We start from the raw sequence: 17248 nt of genomic DNA, 5'->3' as shown, positions 1-17248 counted from the left end.
AATTAAATTCAACGTTTAAGGCTGATCCTCAGAGCCACATGATAAACACCATCCTTCTCCTCTGTATCAAGGCTGAACCGTCCTGGATAAAGTGCCGACAGACGAGCACGGCAGTTCTCAATCCCCACCGGCTCTTCGGTGCGAAATTCGTCGGCATGTTTCATCAACCGGTTTCTGGTCTCGAACAACAGGACTCCTTTATGCACCGACAAACTTATCTCCACCATGCAATCCCGACTTGTGGACGCGCCATATTTGAAAGCATTCTCAACAAAGGTAAGAAAAATCATTGGCGGTATCATCACCTTGCCATCCTCGATATCATGTCGCCAGTCCACTCGCGTATGAGAATTCAATCTTATGTTCTGTAGATCTATATAATTCTGGATATATGCCACCTCATCATCAAGAGCGACCTTTTCATTCTCGATGGTGACATAAGTGTATTTCAATATCTCGGTAAATTTTATGAATGCATCCTCAGCTTTCTGTGAGGTGCCTATCACAAGGCTATACAAAGTATTGAGGGTATTGAACATAAAATGAGGGCTTATCTGAGCCCTAAACATCGCTAACTCAGCCTTGTCACGCTCATTCTCTATCCTACGTTTAAGAAGTAGCTGTTCATATAAACCTTTGACAAGAGATGTCGTCACTGAATAACCCAGAACAAGCGAGAACATCATCCAAAGACTCAACGACACACTATAGTCCCTGACTTGAGTCTGATATTCGCTCATAGCCGGGGTAACAAACTCCATTTGCGGCAACGGATACCACGACAATAGATAATTGACAATCACAAGCACACCGAACACCCATGCAATCAGTCTGTAATTCTTTGCCAGAAGCATATCTGGGACATGGATTCGTGTTATCACAAAATAACATGCATAAAAGAATCCGAACACAAGCACACAAAACAACGGCCATGACGTGATCCAATACCACGCCGGACCAAGTACAATTATCAGTGGCATAAATACCAGACAAAAAAACAGGTCGAATGCCAATGCCGAATCCTTCTTTGTTTTCATACAGCAAAGTTAGGAAATCCGCGACAACGCGTCAATAGCACACCGTGCCGTTGATTGACACTTTCATGCAATATATTTACACATTCATGATTTTCGGAAAAGATTACGTAAATTCGCATCATATTTCAGGACAACAACCCGAATCATTATGCCGCAAGTGAAATTATCTGCAATAATACTACTGACAGTCATAGTCTTGCAGGGCTGCAAAGGCAAGCCTGACACAAGCAGCCAACAAGCCCTGATGGAAGCCTCCAAAATGGAGCTTGCCACAGCTGTGAACGAACGTGACCGCCTAATAAGCCTGATAGGAGAAATAACTTCCGGGATGGATCAAATAAAACATCTTGAAAACATTCTCACCGTCACAGCGTCCCAACCCGAACAGGCATCCCAACGTCAGCAGATATTGGCTGACATATCATCGATACGCAGCACCCTACGCCAGCGTCGCGAACAACTCACAGAACTGGAGGCAAAACTCAAAGAGTCCGCATTGTACAATGACAAGCTACAGTACACAATTGATGCCATGCGAACCCAGATTGAAAATCAAGCCAAAGAGATCGACAACCTGAATTCGCAACTCATGTCAGCCAACGAGCAGATAGGCAACCTCTCCGTTGCAGTGGATTCACTTAACAGGACTGTAACCATGGTAAGCGGAGAACGCGACTCAACAATCTCCGCATACACTGACCTTGAGAATGAAGCCAACACATGCTACTACACCGTTGCGACAAAATCAGAGCTAAAGAAGCACAAAATCATAGAAACCGGCTTCTTGCGCAAGACCATACTGATGAAAGGTGATTTTGACCGCGGATTCTTTGTGATCAGCGACAAGCGCAACCTTGATTCACTCAACCTCACTCATAAAGCACGCATCCTGACCAACCATCCCGAAGGCTCATACAATATAAAGAAAGGTGACAATATAAAAACACTTATTATCAATAATCCCGATCAGTTCTGGAGTATCTCTAATTTCCTTGTCATCCAGTCCGATTAGGGAATGTTCAAGTCGAAACCCCATCATAAAAACACTTTTTTTAGATTAGTAAACTCGATGATTGACGAGCGGGCACCTGAGGCTGCGAAGCCTTGTGTACCCGCTCGTCATTTTTCAAAACAGATAGATCTCACGAATTCAATCAAGCCGATCATACTCCTCATCAGTGACCTGTTCCAGCCACTCATTTGACACACCATCACCAGGGATACTGAATGCGAGATGGGAAAACCAACTGTCAGATGCGGCTCCGTGCCAATGCTTGACATTTGCAGGAATATGAATTACCATACCGGAATATCTCCACTGCCGGACTACCCTCCTCCTGATGCCATCCGCGCCCGGCTATACCGACGAGCATCTGACCGCCTCCACTCCGCGCATGATGGATATGCCAATTATTGCGACAACGAGGCTCGAATGTCACATTGGCAAAAGTGATTTGCGAATCAGAAATATCAGCAATATAACTGTTGCTGATAAAATACTTTGCATAGACGGCATTAGGCTCCCCTATCATGCCACATCCGGCATATTACAGGGGTTAACAGAATTTTTCGTACCTTTGCAGTCATGATATTTCCAGATAAAATAGAAGAAAAAATAGGGTTTGACGGCGTAAGGGCACAGATATCAAAACGATGCCATTGCCAAGGAGCACACGACCTGTGTGCGGAGATGTCTATGATGACTGATTTCCAGTCGATAAGAGCAGCTCTTCAAGCCACAGCAGAAATGTCGTCCGCCCTCCATTCCGATGAGACAGTCCCCCTCGCAGGACTGCACGATATAGACACACCCCTCTCACTTATAAGGGTCCCAGGAACATTCCTTGAAACAAAAGAGCTGTTGAAGGTGCGTCGTATGCTTCAGTGCTTCGCTGAAGTATCATCATTTTTCTCTCGTCACTCCACAGATGAAGGGCACACCCCCTACCCTCGCCTCACAAGTCTGTCGGAAGGACTGAACGATATTTCGCCTGACATATCCCGAAGCATCGATAAAGTAATCGACGAGACCACATCTTCAATCAAAGACAATGCATCCCCGGCTCTCGCAGATATACGAAGCCGGCTGCGAGGGATGTCAGGACGTGTCAACTCGATACTCCGCAGAGTGCTTTCAAATGCCATCTCACAAGGACTGCTTGAGCCTGACACCGTACCATCGATGCGAGAGGGACGACTCGTAATTCCGGTGCCTCCCATGCACAAACGCCAGATCCAAGGCATAGTGCATGACGAATCCGCGTCAGGCAAGACTGTATTCATCGAGCCTGCGGAAGTCGTAGAGGCAAACAATCTCACACGCAAACTCCAGATGGAAGAGCATCGTGAGATAATAAGAATCCTCACCACAATTGCTGATTCACTACGTCCATCCATACCTCAGATCACTGAGGCGGCAAAGATAATATACCATCTCGACTTCATTCAGGCAAAAGCCCTTTATGCCGATGCCGTGGGCGGACTCATGCCACATCTCCACGATCGAGAGGAACTGGAATGGTATCATGCATGCCACCCGGGACTAAAACTTTCACTTGAAAAACATGGACGAGAGATAGTACCTATAGATGTGACTCTTACATCCAAACAGAGGATACTTGTCATATCCGGTCCAAATGCAGGTGGCAAGTCTGTATGCCTTAAGACTGTAGGGACACTTCAATACATGGCTCAGTGCGGCATACTCCCGCCTGTCTATGAGAACTCCCATTTCGGAGTGTTCAATGACATATTCGTAGACATAGGTGACGATCAGTCGCTTGAGGATGACCTGTCGACCTACAGCTCCCATCTGCGCAATATGAAATTCATGTTGCAGCGCGGACGCAAAAGCACTCTTTTCCTGATTGACGAGATGGGATCAGGCACCGAGCCACAGATAGGCGGTGCACTCGCACAGGCAATACTCGCACAAATGAATGCCGAGGGCTTATGGGGCATAGTGACCACCCACTATCAGAACCTCAAACAGATGGCCGACGACACACCCGGCCTCGTAAATGGATCTATGCTATATGACCGCCAGCTTATGCAACCGCTATTCAAGCTTTCAATAGGAAATCCGGGCAGTTCTTTTGCTGTGGAGATTGCCCGCAAAATAGGATTGCCTAAAGATATCATAGACTCTGCCGAACAGATAGTAGGAAGCGACTATATCAACCTCGACAAATATCTTCTCGACATAACCCGCGACAAAAGATATTGGGAAAACAAACGAGCTGACATACGCCGAAAAGAAAAAATGCTTGATGAAAAGCTCGAAAGATACACCGACGATGCAGAGACTCTTAGGGCACGCCGCCGGGAAATCCTGGATGGGGCAAAAGCCGAAGCGAAAAGAATACTCGAATCCTCCAATGCCGCCATCGAACGCACAATAGCCGAGATAAAAAAGGCAAATGCAGAACGTGAACTCACACTTGAGGCTCGACGCCGGCTCAAAGAGGAGCGTCTTGCACTTGAAAGCAACACTGACGGACAAGAGAACTCTGTGCTCGCACGTGCACCAAAAAAGAAAAAGACCAAACACTCCATACATTCATCGACATCCTCAGGAATCACACGTCAGGTAGAGGCAGGATGCAATGTGAAGCTTGACGGACAAGGAACTGTAGGAACTGTTCTTGAAGTGAGCGGAAAAAACGCGATAGTTGCTTTCGGAAACATAAAGACAACTGTAAAAACTGAGCGGCTTACAGTAACAGACGCCAAGCCTAAAGAGCCAAAGAAGAGCGGCATAAGCATGGCAACAATCGATGCCGGACATCAGAGGCAACTGCAATTCAAACATGAAATAGATGTGAGAGGATTCAGGGCTGACGAGGCAGTACAAGCTGTCACATATTTTATTGACGATGCCATACGCTTCAACGCCCCGAGAGTACGCATACTTCACGGAACAGGCACAGGTGTGCTCCGTCAGGTGATACGCGACTATCTCTCCACCGTGCCGGGAGTAATGTCATCACGTGATGAGGATGTACGTTTCGGAGGAGCCGGAATCACTGTAGTGGAACTTCAATAAGTATAGTTGCATTAAACGAAAATCTTTCGTACATTTGCCTTCACAAAAACATGTCAACGACATAATCATTCCAACAATAGCATATCTATAGATCATGGCTACAAAACCATTCAAATATCAGGAAATGTTCCCATTAGGACCTGATACCACCGAGTACTACAAGCTCACATCCGACTATGTGAAAGTTGAGAACTGGGGCGGACACGAATTTCTCGTTGTAGACCCTCAGGCTCTCACCGTTTTAGCTCGTGCCTGTACCCACGACAACGCATTCATGCTCCGTCGTGAACATAATGAGATGGTCGCTAAGATCCTCAATGATCCCGAAGCCTCTGAGAACGACAAATTTGTAGCCCTCACCATGCTCCGGAATGCTGAAGTTTCAGCCAAGGGTCAGCTTCCATTCTGCCAGGACACAGGCACAGCCATCTGCCACGGAGAGAAAGGACAGCGCGTATTCACCGGATGCAATGACGAAGAGCGTATCTCAGAAGGTGTATACATCACATATACAACCGACAATCTCCGCTACTCACAAAATGCCCCTCTCACCATGTATGACGAGGTAAATACAGGATGTAATCTTCCGGCTCAGATCGACATTCATGCCTCTGAGGGTGACGAATACAAGTTCCTGTTTGTTGCCAAGGGTGGAGGTTCAGCCAACAAGACTTATCTCTATCAGGAGACCAAAGCCATCCTCAATCCCAAGACACTCATCCCATTCCTCGTGGAGAAGATGAAGAGCCTTGGCACCGCAGCCTGTCCCCCCTACCATATAGCAATTGTAGTAGGCGGAACATCAGCAGAAAAGAATCTTGAAGTAGTCAAGAAAGCATCCGTTAAATATCTCGACGCACTCCCTGACCACGGCAATGAGCTCGGACATGCATTCCGCGACCGCGAACTTGAAAAACAACTGAAGGCTGAGGCTGAGAATCTTGGACTCGGCGCACAGTTCGGCGGTAAATATTTCGCCCATGACATCCGTGTGATACGCCTACCGCGCCATGGTGCATCATGCCCTGTAGGTATCGGTGTGTCATGTTCAGCTGACCGCAATATCAAGGCAAAGATCAACCGCGAGGGACTCTGGATAGAAAAACTCGATTCAAATCCCGGCGAACTTATACCGGAAGAATACCGCAAACAAGGTGAAGGGGCTGTGGTAAGAATCGATCTCAACCGCCCGATGAAAGAGATACTTGAGGAACTCACCAAATATCCGGTAGCCACACGCCTGTCACTCAACGGCACTATAATCGTAGGTCGCGACATCGCACATGCCAAGATCAAGGAGCGTCTTGACAAAGGCGAACCCATGCCTCAGTACCTCAAGGATCACCCCATATACTATGCCGGTCCTGCCAAGACACCGGAAGGAATGCCCTCAGGATCATTCGGACCTACGACTGCCGGACGCATGGACTCATACGTCGACCAGTTCCAGGAAGCAGGAGGCTCTATGGTCATGATCGCCAAGGGCAACCGCAGCAAGCAGGTCACCGATGCCTGCCACAAGCATGGAGGCTTCTATCTCGGATCCATAGGTGGTCCGGCTGCTATCCTTGCTCAGAACAGCATCAAGAAAGTAGAACTGCTCGAATATCCTGAACTCGGCATGGAGGCAATCTGGAAGATCGAGGTAGAGGACTTCCCGGCATTTATTCTTGTTGACGACAAGGGCAACGATTTCTTCACCGAAATTTCGGAGAAGTGCAAGGGTTGCGCATTAGGGAAATAAGCCTCAATCCTTAAGCTCTCTGATGACGAGCAATATATACGAACTACGCCGCTATGGCATTATCATATTTATGATAGTGTCATTAGCGGTTGTAGTTGTTTTTTTATCCTACTCCGACACTCTTGTCAAGGATCTGTCCAGACAGGAACGAAACCGGATGCAGATATGGGCTGACGCTACACGCGAAATCGTAAAGTCGGCAAACGAAATCGAATCCTCCTCGTCCAACTCCTCAATGGATTTCCTACTTTCAATCATTGAAGGCAACAGCAATATACCTGTATTGCTCACCGACAGCGAAGGCACCATACTTATGCACCGAAATTTCAGTCTGCCTGAATCAGTCGATTCACTATCCCCATTAGAAATAAGCGACCGAAACCTTGAATTTCTCCGCAATAAGCTTGCTGACATGCGAGAGACCAGCAACATCATCGAAATCAATATGGGCGATGCCGGCAGCCAGTATCTCTATTACGAGGATTCCCGATTACTAAAGGCTCTCAGCTACTATCCCTACATACAGATAGTTGTTCTTGTCACATTCATTCTAATAGTATATTATGCAGTCTCATCCACTCAACGGGCAGAACAGAACAAAGTGTGGATAGGACTGTCGAAAGAGACAGCCCATCAGCTTGGCACACCGATATCCTCTCTCATGGCATGGATGGAGCTACTTGATAACATGGGAATCGACAAGGACGCTGTAGCCGAAATGAACAAAGATGTCACACGCCTTTCAACCATAGCAGCCAGATTCTCCAAAATAGGCTCTCGCCCATCAATGGAGCCTGGCGATCTGAATGACATAGCTATCCGCTCCGCAGAATATATGGCAACCCGCATGTCGCGTCGCATCACCCTCTCGGTATCCCCTTCTAACAAACCTCTACCTGTAAAGATATCGGCACCTCTTACCGAGTGGGTAATGGAAAACCTCATAAAAAACGCCGTAGATGCCATGGATGGAAGCGGATCAATCGACGTGAACATATATTCTACAAAAAGCCACGGCATAATCGACATCACAGATACAGGAAAAGGCATTTCACGCAAGCATCATAAAGCATTATTCAACCCAGGATTCACCACTAAAAGCCGCGGGTGGGGACTCGGACTTACTCTTGCAAAAAGAATCATTGAGGATTATCATGGAGGACACATATATGTGAAACGTTCCGAAATAGGTGTAGGGACCACTTTCACAATCGAGATTCCGCTATCACTAAAAGAGGCGTAACACACGATTCATACATACTCCGTGACCTGAAAAATATCCAATATGTTTATGACACTCAACAGCTACATAAAAAGCAACATCACCCGACTGGCTCCTGTTTATGACACAAGCGAGTCCCGATGGCTGATACGCATTATTCTTGAAAAACTAAAAGGATGGTCACAGACCGACATTATGATCAAGGGCGATCAAGATGTGTCAGCGGAACTTCAATTCAGCATCGATGCTATAATAGCGAGACTGCTCCGCAACGAGCCAATACAATATATACTCGGTGAAACATATTGGCATGGTTTGACACTTAAAGTCACCCCTGCTGTACTCATACCGAGAGTCGAGACATCAGAACTGGTGGATATCATAGTAAACGAAAATAAAAGCAAGGACCTTGCTGTGCTTGACATGTGCACCGGGTCGGGGTGCATAGCCATAGCACTGGCACGCACACTGCCATTCCCTACCGTGACAGGAGTAGACATATCCGAAGATGCCCTGCATATAGCCGGTGAGAATGCTGCACTATGCAAGGTTAAAATACACTTCCTTAAATCAGATGTCCTGAAACCGATAAACCTTCCTGAAAAAAGTTATGACATTATCGTATCCAATCCTCCTTACATAGCCCTCAGCGAGATGAGTGTCATGGATGCCAATGTTCTTGACTATGAACCTCATTCGGCTCTTTTTGTGCCGGACGATAATCCATTGGAATTTTACCGAGCAATTTCCTCATCCTCACTTAGACTTGCGAAACCAGGCGGAAAAATGTATCTTGAAATCAATCCTCTTTTCTCAGGGCAATTAAGAGATATGCTCAAATCAGATGGATGGGAAGATGTGACCATCATAAAAGATATGCATGGAAAAGACCGTTTTATATCAGCCCACACAGCCTTATGAGAAATTCAAGATCTCTTAATTATGAACAGGCTCTGTCACGCACAGCCGAACTCTGTTCACGATGCGAGCAATGCACCCCTGACCTGAGGAAAAAAATGTCGACATGGGGAGTGCCGGCAGGAGATGCCGACAGGGTTATCCGCAAACTTGAAGAACTGAATTTTGTGGATGACTTCCGATATGCACGTGCCTATGCATACGACAAACTTGAATACTCCGGCTGGGGGCGCAACAAAATCATACAAGGACTTTGGGCAAAACGGCTCTCGCGCGCTGCCATAGAACAATCTTTATCGGAAATCGAGGATGAACAATACGTTGACATAGCCAGACGTGTAATCAAAGCTAAGATACGCCAATCCAAAGAAGGGGTGTCGACTTTTGACTCTCGTATGAAAATACTCCGATTCGCCATGCAACGCGGATTTGAAGCCAGGATTGCATCATCATTACTCAAAGATATAATCCGGGAGATGGATGATACGGATACTGACAACGAAACATGGGATGAACAATGAACAGGTCATTCAGGCATTGGGGCAACAGCTTCATCAATCTGCTATTCCCAAAAGTATGTACCGTATGCCGCAACACATTGGTAGAAGGTGAGGATATAATGTGTCTTGACTGTTTGCTCAAACTGCCAAAGACAACTTTCGCATCTTATTATTCAAATGAGCTGACCGACCGTCTGGTGTCACTAAAAGCACCCGTGACAAAAGCCAACTCACTATATTATTATGTCGCAGGTACACCTTACGTCCGACTAATACATGACGCCAAATACAACCGCCGTCCTATAGTGGCACGCAATCTTGCCGAAACACACGCAAAGGAGATGTCTGCAAAAGGATTCTTCGACGATATCGATGTAATCATCCCTATCCCGCTTCACTTCACCAAACAATGGATGCGAGGCTACAATCAGTCACATGAAATCGCCATAGGTCTGAGCCGGGCAACAGGCATACCGACAGGCGACAATCTCATAGCTCCACACAGCCATCCCACACAGACCAGAAAAAACGCTACCGAACGAAGACTCAATCCGATAGGCTCTTTCACTGTAAAATATCCTGAAGAGCTTGAGAATCTGCACATTCTTATAGTCGATGATGTGATCACAACCGGCTCAACCATTCTCTCCGGACTTGAAGAAATACATTCCGCATCACCATCTTCACGCCTCAGCGTGTACTCGTTAGCAATTTCCAAAATGGTATAAACAAGAGCGATGCCGGTCACAAATATGCTATATGACCGACATCGCTGTTATTATAATGATTTCTTAAGCAATCATTTCAAGTTGGGATTGATAGATGACCACTCACTGATAGGCGGAATGATGCCGAGAGAGATCACCTCATCACGGAGCTTGCAGAGATGATGATAACTTTGATCAAGCTCCTTGCGTTCCTCAGGAGTACCGTCTACAGGATGCATTGTCACACCGTTCTTATCAAGAGTGGTCTCCATTGCCATCATAATATGATTGTATGTGCCATTATTGACATAGGTACCGACTGGCCAGGGGAAAGGCTTGCCTCCCATTGCAGCCGCTACCATCTCAATAGATAGGTAGGCGGGGCTTTGGAACGAAGAGCGTCCACGAAGCTCGATAATATTCTTGCCTCCCTGGATAACGCGCTGCTTCATCTGCTCCCATTCTTTCTCGGGAAGTGCCTGAGTCCCTATTATCTCTGACAGCGGCTGACCTGCGACAGTAGTCGTTGACGCAAACACCGCCATCTGCTCGCCATGACCACCATATGTGCGGGAGTTGACTATCTCATCAGCCGGAATGCGGAAATATTGTGCAAGCTCGCTACGCAGACGTGTACTGTCAAGGGCTGCAAGAGTAGATACCTGAGACGGCTTAAGCCCTGAATATATCAGAGTAACAAGACCTGTTATATCAGCAGGATTGAACACCACTACCACATGCCTTACATCAGGACAATATGCCTTTATGTCCTTTCCAAGCTGTTCAGCAATCTCGGAATTGCCTCGCAATAGATCCTCACGAGTCATTCCAGCCTTACGGGCAGCACCTCCTGAGGATACAATATACTTGGCACCTTTAAAAGCCTCTGCCACATCGGAAGTGTAAGTAAAGTTTATGCCACTGAATCCGCAGTGCCTCAACTCCTCAACCACCCCCTTCAGACCTGGAGCATAGGTGTCAAAAAGACAGATATCAGGTGTCAGACGCATCATAGCCGCAGTCTGAGCCATATTGGAGCCAATCATACCGGCAGCTCCGACAATCACAAGCTTCTCGTCAGTTAAGAATTCCATAATTTGTGTTTATTGTTTTCAATGCCATACGACATTATTACTGTATTTTTACATTGATAACACCAACTCACACAAATTAGTTCTGCACAAAAAGCCACCGAAAGTTAAATAGTCAAAAAAACACGCTAATCGACACCGAATCCATCCTCCCAATATACAGGAACACCAACAGTGGAACGTGCAATATCAATGAGCCGCTGATTGGATGAGCCACGGAACACAAGACTTGTGTCACGCAGCGACTCCACAAACGGACCGTCAACCAATACCTCAAAGCACTCAAGCAGAGGAGCCACTTCGGTCTTCTCCGCTATATCCTCATACTTATAGCCTGTGAAGCACCATATGGTATATCCTCTGCTACGAATCTCCCGAGCCAAAGGCAGTATGGCATCAGCCTGAAAAATAGGATCTCCTCCGGTAAAGGTAACATCAAATCCGTTATACTCCACCACCTCAAGGATTTCGTCAATCGACATTTCGCGTCCGGCATCCGCATCCCACGACTGCGGATTATGGCAACCGGGACACCGGTGAGTACATCCGGCAAAATATATAGCTGTACGCAATCCGGGGCCATCAACAGATGTCCCCGGAACTATATCCATTACTCTCATTTGTGAACCACTCGGTCTTTGAGTTCTGCAAGCTTGGCATTATTCCATCGGTCGGTAGTCCCTACCAGATAACCTGTGATACGCTGTATATTGTCAATATTATGCCCATGACATTTCGGACACTCCGTAAGACCTTCCTGGGCATCCTCATAACCGCAGTCCATACAACGGTTACGGTTATGGTTTACAGACCCATACCCAATATTGTACTTATCCATCAAGTCGACAATATCACTGATGGCTTTGGGGTTATGTGTGGCATCGCCATCAATCTCCACATAGAATATATGACCTCCGCCTGTAAGTTCATGATAAGGAGCCTCCACCTCCGCCTTATGGCGTGGAGAACACTTATAGTACACAGGGATATGGTTGGAATTAGTATAATATATCTTGTCGGTAATGCCGGGTATCACGCCAAACGAACGACGGTCACGTGATGTGAACTTGCCTGACAGACCCTCGGCAGGAGTGGCAAGAACCGAGAAATTATGCTGATAACGCTCCGAGAAATCATTGACGCGCGAACGCATATGCGAGATAATGCGCAAGCCGAGTTTCTGTGACATCTCACACTCCCCATGATGCTTGCCAGTAAGAGCTATCAGACATTCTGCAAGACCTATAAAACCTATTCCGAGTGTGCCCTGATTTATCACACTCTCTATGGTGTCATTTGGATCAAGATTCTCGGCTCCGGTCCAAAGACGCGACATGAGCAACGGGAACTGCTTTACAAGCGCGGTCTTTTGGAAATCGAATCGTTCATTGAGCTGCATAGCCGCAATGTCGAGAATTTCATCCAACCTTTGGAAAAAACGTCTGATACGCTCATCCTGATCAACGATGTTCATGCACTCTATTGCTATGCGTACAATATTGACAGTGGTGAAACTGATGTTGCCGCGCCCGATAGAGGTCTTATCTCCGAAACGGTTCTCAAATACACGTGTGCGGCATCCCATAGTAGCCACCTCGTATTTATAACGCTCTGGATCGTTTGCATCCCACTTCTCATGCTGATTGAATGTCGCGTCAAGATTAACAAAGTTAGGGAAGAAACGACGTGCAGTCACCTTGCATGCAAGCTGGTAAAGGTCATAATTCGGGTCCTCAGGAAGATAGCTCACCCCTCTCTTCTTTTTCCATATCTGAATCGGGAAGATAGCAGTGGCTCCATTACCCACACCCTCATATGTGCTGTTAAGAAGCTCCCTGATTATACATCTGCCTTCTGCCGAAGTGTCTGTGCCGTAATTAATTGAGCTGAACACCACCTGGTTTCCTCCTCGGGAATGAATAGTGTTCATATTGTGGATAAAAGCCTCCATTGACTGATGCACGCGTGCCACAGTCTGATTGACAGCATGCTGGCGGTAACGGTCATCGCCTGTCAGCCCATCAAGGTCCTTTTTTATATAATCCTTTATCTCTGCATCATACAGATGTGCCAGAGATGTGCCGGAAAGATTCTCAAGGTGCTTTATCTCCTCTATATAAGAATAGCGAACATAAGGGGCAAGATAGAAGTCAAAAGCAGGTATTGCCTGACCGCCATGCATCTCGTTCTGAGCTGTCTCAAGAGAGATGCATCCTATTATACTTGCAGTCTCGATACGTTTGGCGGGACGAGATTCTCCATGACCTGCCACAAATCCGTATCTGAGAATACGGTCAAGAGGATGCTGCACGCAAGTAAGACTCTTTGTGGGATAATAATCCTTGTCATGAATATGTATATAGCCATTATTTACAGCCTCTCTGACTGCCGGAGAAAGAAGATAGTCGTCAACAAACGGTTTTGTGGTCTCGCTGGCAAATTTCATCATCATTCCCGCAGGAGAATCCGTATTCATATTGGCATTCTCTCTGGTAATGTCATTGCTCTTTGCCTCAATTATCTCAAGGAACATATCTCGTGTCTTGGCGCGTCGGGCTATCGATCTTTGGTCGCGATAGGCGATATAACGCTTGGCAACCTCCTTGCGCGGAGAATTCATCAATTCAAGCTCCACTCGATCCTGTATCTGCTCTACAGTCATCTGTTCGCCGCCTGTCATAGTGATGATATCCGCTATGCGGGCAATTAGAGACTCATCCTCACCCATCTCTGTAGTGAGCATGGCCTTACGAATTGCAGCCTTGATTTTCTCTTCATTATAACCGACGATTCTGCCGTCGCGCTTGACCACTGTATGTATCATTTGTTAGTATTGTATTTTTCGACAAAGTTACTCCCTAAAAACAGGAAATCCAAATAAAAAAACATTATTTTTTATTTGGATTTCCTGTTTTGGCAAACTTACAAAGCTGTCATAATTTATACTATAACTGATATACAAATAATTATGTTTCAGACTTGGACAACTTTAAAATATACAAGTAAATCAATGTTGCCCAAAGTGATCAACAATAATAATCTACACAAGCACGCGATTCCTTAAGTCCGGCAATTAATGATGCCGCAGCCACGTGGGCTGGATGCTTGGCATACACCTCAACCGAAGGCATATCAGGAACAATAGCCGTAAGAACTACATCCCAATCCTCTGAAGGATTTTCATTAATTCCTACCTCCATCGACTGTAGCACATCGATCTGCTCGGGAAGAGCCATCAGAGCATCACGGAACGATTCAGCTACCAGACGACGTTCTTCCGGAGAACCTGCAAGCTTGAATGTCACAATATGCTTTACCATAATAAGTATATATTTGCTATTTGACTATTACTGATCACATCAGAGACTGACGAAGCGTTTCAATCGCCACGGAAAGCCCATCGGTATCCTTACCGCCAGCCTGAGCAAATCCGGGCTGACCACCGCCACCGCCTTTGATGGCCTTAGCGGCTTCACGCACCATTGTAGAGGCATTGACACCTTTCTTTACAAGGTCATCAGTAAGAGCGACCGTAAGAAGCGGCTTACCGGAAATATCGGAAGTAGCGGCAATGAAAGCAGTAGCTTCAGGTGAAAGCTGACGCACAAGGAAAGCAACATTCTTGACCATCTCAGGAGCGCGGACACCTATCATTGACACTACCTTGCATCCGTTCACTCCAACGGCAGCGGCTACAAGTTCGGCTGCAATCGAGCGTGTGCGCTCCTTCATAAACTCCTCCGCCTGCTTTCTCAGCTCGACATTCTCATCAATAGCCTTGCGTATAGCCTGACGTATATCCGGAGCATTATGGAACATCTCGCCCACAGCACGAAGCGTATCGGAAATGTCATCGATAAAACTCTCAGTAGCCTCTCCTGTTATAGCTTCAATACGACGGATACCGGCTGCAATGCTCGACTCGGATATAATACGGATCATACCGATGTTTCCAGTGTTGGGCACATGCGTGCCGCCACATAATTCAATGGAATCACCGTATTTGATGACACGTACTTCCTCACCATACTTTTCTCCGAAAAGAGCCATCGCACCTAACTCACGAGCCTCGGAAATAGGCATCGAACGACGCTCATCAAGAGGAATAGCCTTTCTTACATTTGCATTGGCAATATGCTCTACCTTACGGATCTCTTCAGGTGTGAGCTTCTGGAAATGGCTGAAATCAAAACGAAGAAGTTTGGGAGACACATAGGAGCCTTTCTGTTCAACATGCGAACCAAGCACCTCACGCAGTGCGGCATGGAGCAGATGTGTAGCAGAGTGGTTGCACTCTGTAGCTCTACGAGCCTTAGCGTCTATAACAGCCTCAAACTCAGCAGTTACATCGGCAGGAAGCCTCTTGGCAAGATGTACCGCCTGACCATTTTCACGTTTTGTATCGTATATCTCTATCTTATCGTCACCATTCACAAGCCAGCCGCTGTCGCCGACCTGACCGCCCATCTCAGCATAGAAAGGAGTGACAGAGAGTACTATCTGATAGAACTCCTTGCCTTTCTGCTTTACATTCCTATAGCGCAATATACGGGTTGGAGCCGATGTTGAATCATATCCGACAAACTCTGTCTCACCCTCACTGACAACAACCCAGTCAGTAGCCTCAACCGCCGCAGCATTGCGAGCACGAGTCTTCTGAGCATCCATCTCCTTATCGAACTCCACCTTATCCAAAGTCATGCCGTTCTCCTTAAGGATCAACTCAGTAAGGTCGAGAGGGAATCCATAAGTGTCATAAAGCACAAACGCATCTTTACCGGAAATCTCATTTTTCCCCTCCTTGCGAGCAACCTTAATAGCCTCGTCAAGTATGGAGATGCCCTTGTCAAGTGTACGCAGGAATGCATCCTCTTCCTCCTTTATGACCTTCATGATCAGCTCACGCTGAGCAGCGATTTCAGGATAAGCCTCACCCATCAAGTCAATCAAAGTATTAACAAGCTTATACATGAAAGCCTGCTTCTGATCAAGGAATGTATAAGCATAACGCACGGCGCGACGGAGGATACGGCGTATCACATATCCGGCCTTGGCATTGCCAGGGAGCTGTGAATCAGCTATAGAGAACGAAATAGTACGTACATGGTCGGCAATAACCCTCATGGCTATATCCACTTGCCTGTCCTCGCCATATTTCTTGCCTGAAAGACGGGATATAGTATCTATCAGAGGGGTAAACACATCGGTATCATAGTTGGATCGCTTACCCTGTAGGGCCATGCAAAGACGCTCAAAGCCCATTCCGGTATCTATAACCTTTGCGGGAAGAGCCTCAAGAGATCCGTCTGCTTTACGGTTGTACTGCATGAACACGAGATTCCATATCTCTATCACGAGGGGGTCGTCATGATTGACCAGCGAGGCACCATCCACTTTGGCACGCTCCTCGTCGGAACGAAGGTCAATATGTATCTCCGAACAAGGACCGCAAGGACCTGTGTCACCCATTTCCCAGAAATTATCATGCTTATTGCCATTTATGATATGTGACACAGGCAGATGTTTTTCCCAATATCCGGCAGCTTCATCGTCACGCGAAAGACCCTCTTCAGGAGAGCCCTCAAAAACAGTGGCATACAGCCTGTCGGGAGAAAGTCCGAGAACATCCACAAGATATTCCCATGCCCAGTCAATAGCCTCTTTCTTGAAGTAATCGCCAAAACTCCAGTTGCCAAGCATCTCGAACATGGTGTGGTGATATGTATCCATTCCCACCTCCTCAAGGTCGTTATGCTTGCCGGAAACTCGCAGACATTTCTGTGAATCAGCCACACGCTGATACTTTGCCGCCTTATTGCCAAGTATTATATCCTTGAACTGATTCATACCGGCGTTGGTGAACATCAACGTGGGATCATCCTTTACCACCATAGGAGCGGATGGCACTATATGATGACCTTTGGAACGGAAAAACTCCTTGAATGACTCGCGTATCTCCTTTGCTGTCAACATGATTATGATTG

The 17248-nt window shown here is 46.6% G+C and carries 13 protein-coding genes and 1 pseudogene; 7 read left to right on the top strand and 7 right to left on the bottom strand.

Translation table 11 applies throughout. The features are described from left to right. Window positions 1-8: 8 nt before the first annotated feature. On the bottom strand, window positions 9-1037 hold the full coding sequence (locus tag EZ315_RS11105; protein WP_135472144.1) for a sensor histidine kinase: 1029 nt from the start codon (window positions 1035-1037) through the stop codon (window positions 9-11). A gap of 148 nt (window positions 1038-1185) precedes the next feature. On the opposite strand from EZ315_RS11105, the gene EZ315_RS11100 reads away from it, so the two are divergent. Further along, window positions 1186-2049, top strand: coding sequence for a Cbp1 family collagen-binding glycoprotein adhesin (locus EZ315_RS11100; RefSeq protein ID WP_135472143.1), 864 nt, complete (start codon window positions 1186-1188; stop codon window positions 2047-2049). A 138-nt stretch (window positions 2050-2187) separates the two neighbouring features. On the opposite strand, the pseudogene EZ315_RS16675 reads toward EZ315_RS11100, so the two are convergent. Beyond that, window positions 2188-2566 (bottom strand): annotated as a pseudogene (locus EZ315_RS16675) (cupin domain-containing protein); the annotation flags it as partial. 56 nt (window positions 2567-2622) lie between these two features. On the opposite strand from EZ315_RS16675, the gene EZ315_RS11090 reads away from it, so the two are divergent. From EZ315_RS11090 to EZ315_RS11065, 6 genes are all read left to right on the top strand, one after another. Beyond that, window positions 2623-5082 (top strand): endonuclease MutS2, encoded by a 2460-nt coding sequence (locus EZ315_RS11090; RefSeq protein ID WP_135472142.1) that lies wholly within the window; start codon window positions 2623-2625, stop codon window positions 5080-5082. 94 nt (window positions 5083-5176) lie between these two features. Then, window positions 5177-6826, top strand: coding sequence for a fumarate hydratase (locus EZ315_RS11085; protein ID WP_135472141.1), 1650 nt, complete (start codon window positions 5177-5179; stop codon window positions 6824-6826). A gap of 22 nt (window positions 6827-6848) precedes the next feature. Beyond that, window positions 6849-8069 carry a sensor histidine kinase gene (locus tag EZ315_RS11080; RefSeq protein ID WP_135472140.1) on the top strand — a complete coding sequence of 407 codons (1221 nt, stop codon included), beginning with the start codon at window positions 6849-6851 and terminating at the stop codon, window positions 8067-8069. A gap of 48 nt (window positions 8070-8117) precedes the next feature. Continuing rightward, a complete protein-coding gene (prmC, locus tag EZ315_RS11075) occupies window positions 8118-8969 on the top strand; it encodes a peptide chain release factor N(5)-glutamine methyltransferase (protein WP_135472816.1) in 852 nt (283 codons plus the stop codon). Next, window positions 8966-9487, top strand: a complete 522-nt coding sequence (locus EZ315_RS11070; RefSeq protein ID WP_170957532.1) for a regulatory protein RecX — start codon at window positions 8966-8968, stop codon at window positions 9485-9487. Before prmC ends, EZ315_RS11070 begins: the two co-directional genes overlap by 4 nt. After that, window positions 9484-10194 carry a ComF family protein gene (locus EZ315_RS11065; protein WP_135472138.1) on the top strand — a complete coding sequence of 237 codons (711 nt, stop codon included), beginning with the start codon at window positions 9484-9486 and terminating at the stop codon, window positions 10192-10194. The genes EZ315_RS11070 and EZ315_RS11065 overlap by 4 nt, the downstream gene beginning before the upstream one ends. 71 nt (window positions 10195-10265) lie before the next feature. Here the strand turns inward: EZ315_RS11065 and EZ315_RS11060 are convergent, their stop codons facing one another. The 5 genes from EZ315_RS11060 to alaS all read right to left on the bottom strand — a co-directional run bounded on the left by EZ315_RS11060 (window position 10266) and on the right by alaS (window position 17237). Further along, window positions 10266-11267 (bottom strand): malate dehydrogenase, encoded by a 1002-nt coding sequence (locus EZ315_RS11060; protein ID WP_135472137.1) that lies wholly within the window; start codon window positions 11265-11267, stop codon window positions 10266-10268. Window positions 11268-11392: 125 nt separating this feature from the next. Next, window positions 11393-11884: an anaerobic ribonucleoside-triphosphate reductase activating protein gene (nrdG, locus tag EZ315_RS11055; protein WP_135472136.1), complete on the bottom strand. Its 492-nt coding sequence runs from the start codon at window positions 11882-11884 to the stop codon at window positions 11393-11395. After that, entirely contained in the window at window positions 11881-14088 is a 2208-nt protein-coding gene (locus EZ315_RS11050; RefSeq protein WP_135472135.1) for an anaerobic ribonucleoside triphosphate reductase, read from the bottom strand. The genes nrdG and EZ315_RS11050 overlap by 4 nt, the downstream gene beginning before the upstream one ends. A 202-nt stretch (window positions 14089-14290) precedes the next feature. Beyond that, the gene (locus tag EZ315_RS11045) at window positions 14291-14584 is read right to left on the bottom strand and encodes a Dabb family protein (RefSeq protein WP_135472134.1); all 294 of its coding nucleotides are present in this window, start codon (window positions 14582-14584) and stop codon (window positions 14291-14293) included. 34 nt (window positions 14585-14618) lie between these two features. Then, the gene (gene alaS, locus EZ315_RS11040) at window positions 14619-17237 is read right to left on the bottom strand and encodes an alanine--tRNA ligase (RefSeq protein WP_135472133.1); all 2619 of its coding nucleotides are present in this window, start codon (window positions 17235-17237) and stop codon (window positions 14619-14621) included. Window positions 17238-17248: the final 11 nt, after the last annotated feature.

The organism is Duncaniella freteri (genome assembly GCF_004766125.1).
Classification (GTDB): Bacteria; Bacteroidota; Bacteroidia; order Bacteroidales; family Muribaculaceae; genus Duncaniella; species Duncaniella freteri.
The sequence above is the reverse complement of the archived record's forward strand: the minus strand, read 5'-3'. Positions and strand labels throughout refer to the sequence as shown.

Coding starts and splice junctions, on each gene's coding strand:
- EZ315_RS11080 (WP_135472140.1), top strand. CDS start 6,849: ATGACGAGCAATATATACGAACTACGCCGCTATGGCATTATCATATTT.
- alaS (WP_135472133.1), bottom strand. CDS start 17,237: ATGTTGACAGCAAAGGAGATACGCGAGTCATTCAAGGAGTTTTTCCGT.
- EZ315_RS11085 (WP_135472141.1), top strand. CDS start 5,177: ATGGCTACAAAACCATTCAAATATCAGGAAATGTTCCCATTAGGACCT.
- nrdG (WP_135472136.1), bottom strand. CDS start 11,884: ATGAGAGTAATGGATATAGTTCCGGGGACATCTGTTGATGGCCCCGGA.
- EZ315_RS11070 (WP_170957532.1), top strand. CDS start 8,966: ATGAGAAATTCAAGATCTCTTAATTATGAACAGGCTCTGTCACGCACA.
- EZ315_RS11090 (WP_135472142.1), top strand. CDS start 2,623: ATGATATTTCCAGATAAAATAGAAGAAAAAATAGGGTTTGACGGCGTA.
- EZ315_RS11100 (WP_135472143.1), top strand. CDS start 1,186: ATGCCGCAAGTGAAATTATCTGCAATAATACTACTGACAGTCATAGTC.
- EZ315_RS11060 (WP_135472137.1), bottom strand. CDS start 11,267: ATGGAATTCTTAACTGACGAGAAGCTTGTGATTGTCGGAGCTGCCGGT.
- prmC (WP_135472816.1), top strand. CDS start 8,118: ATGACACTCAACAGCTACATAAAAAGCAACATCACCCGACTGGCTCCT.
- EZ315_RS11105 (WP_135472144.1), bottom strand. CDS start 1,037: ATGAAAACAAAGAAGGATTCGGCATTGGCATTCGACCTGTTTTTTTGT.
- EZ315_RS11050 (WP_135472135.1), bottom strand. CDS start 14,088: ATGATACATACAGTGGTCAAGCGCGACGGCAGAATCGTCGGTTATAAT.
- EZ315_RS11065 (WP_135472138.1), top strand. CDS start 9,484: ATGAACAGGTCATTCAGGCATTGGGGCAACAGCTTCATCAATCTGCTA.
- EZ315_RS11045 (WP_135472134.1), bottom strand. CDS start 14,584: ATGGTAAAGCATATTGTGACATTCAAGCTTGCAGGTTCTCCGGAAGAA.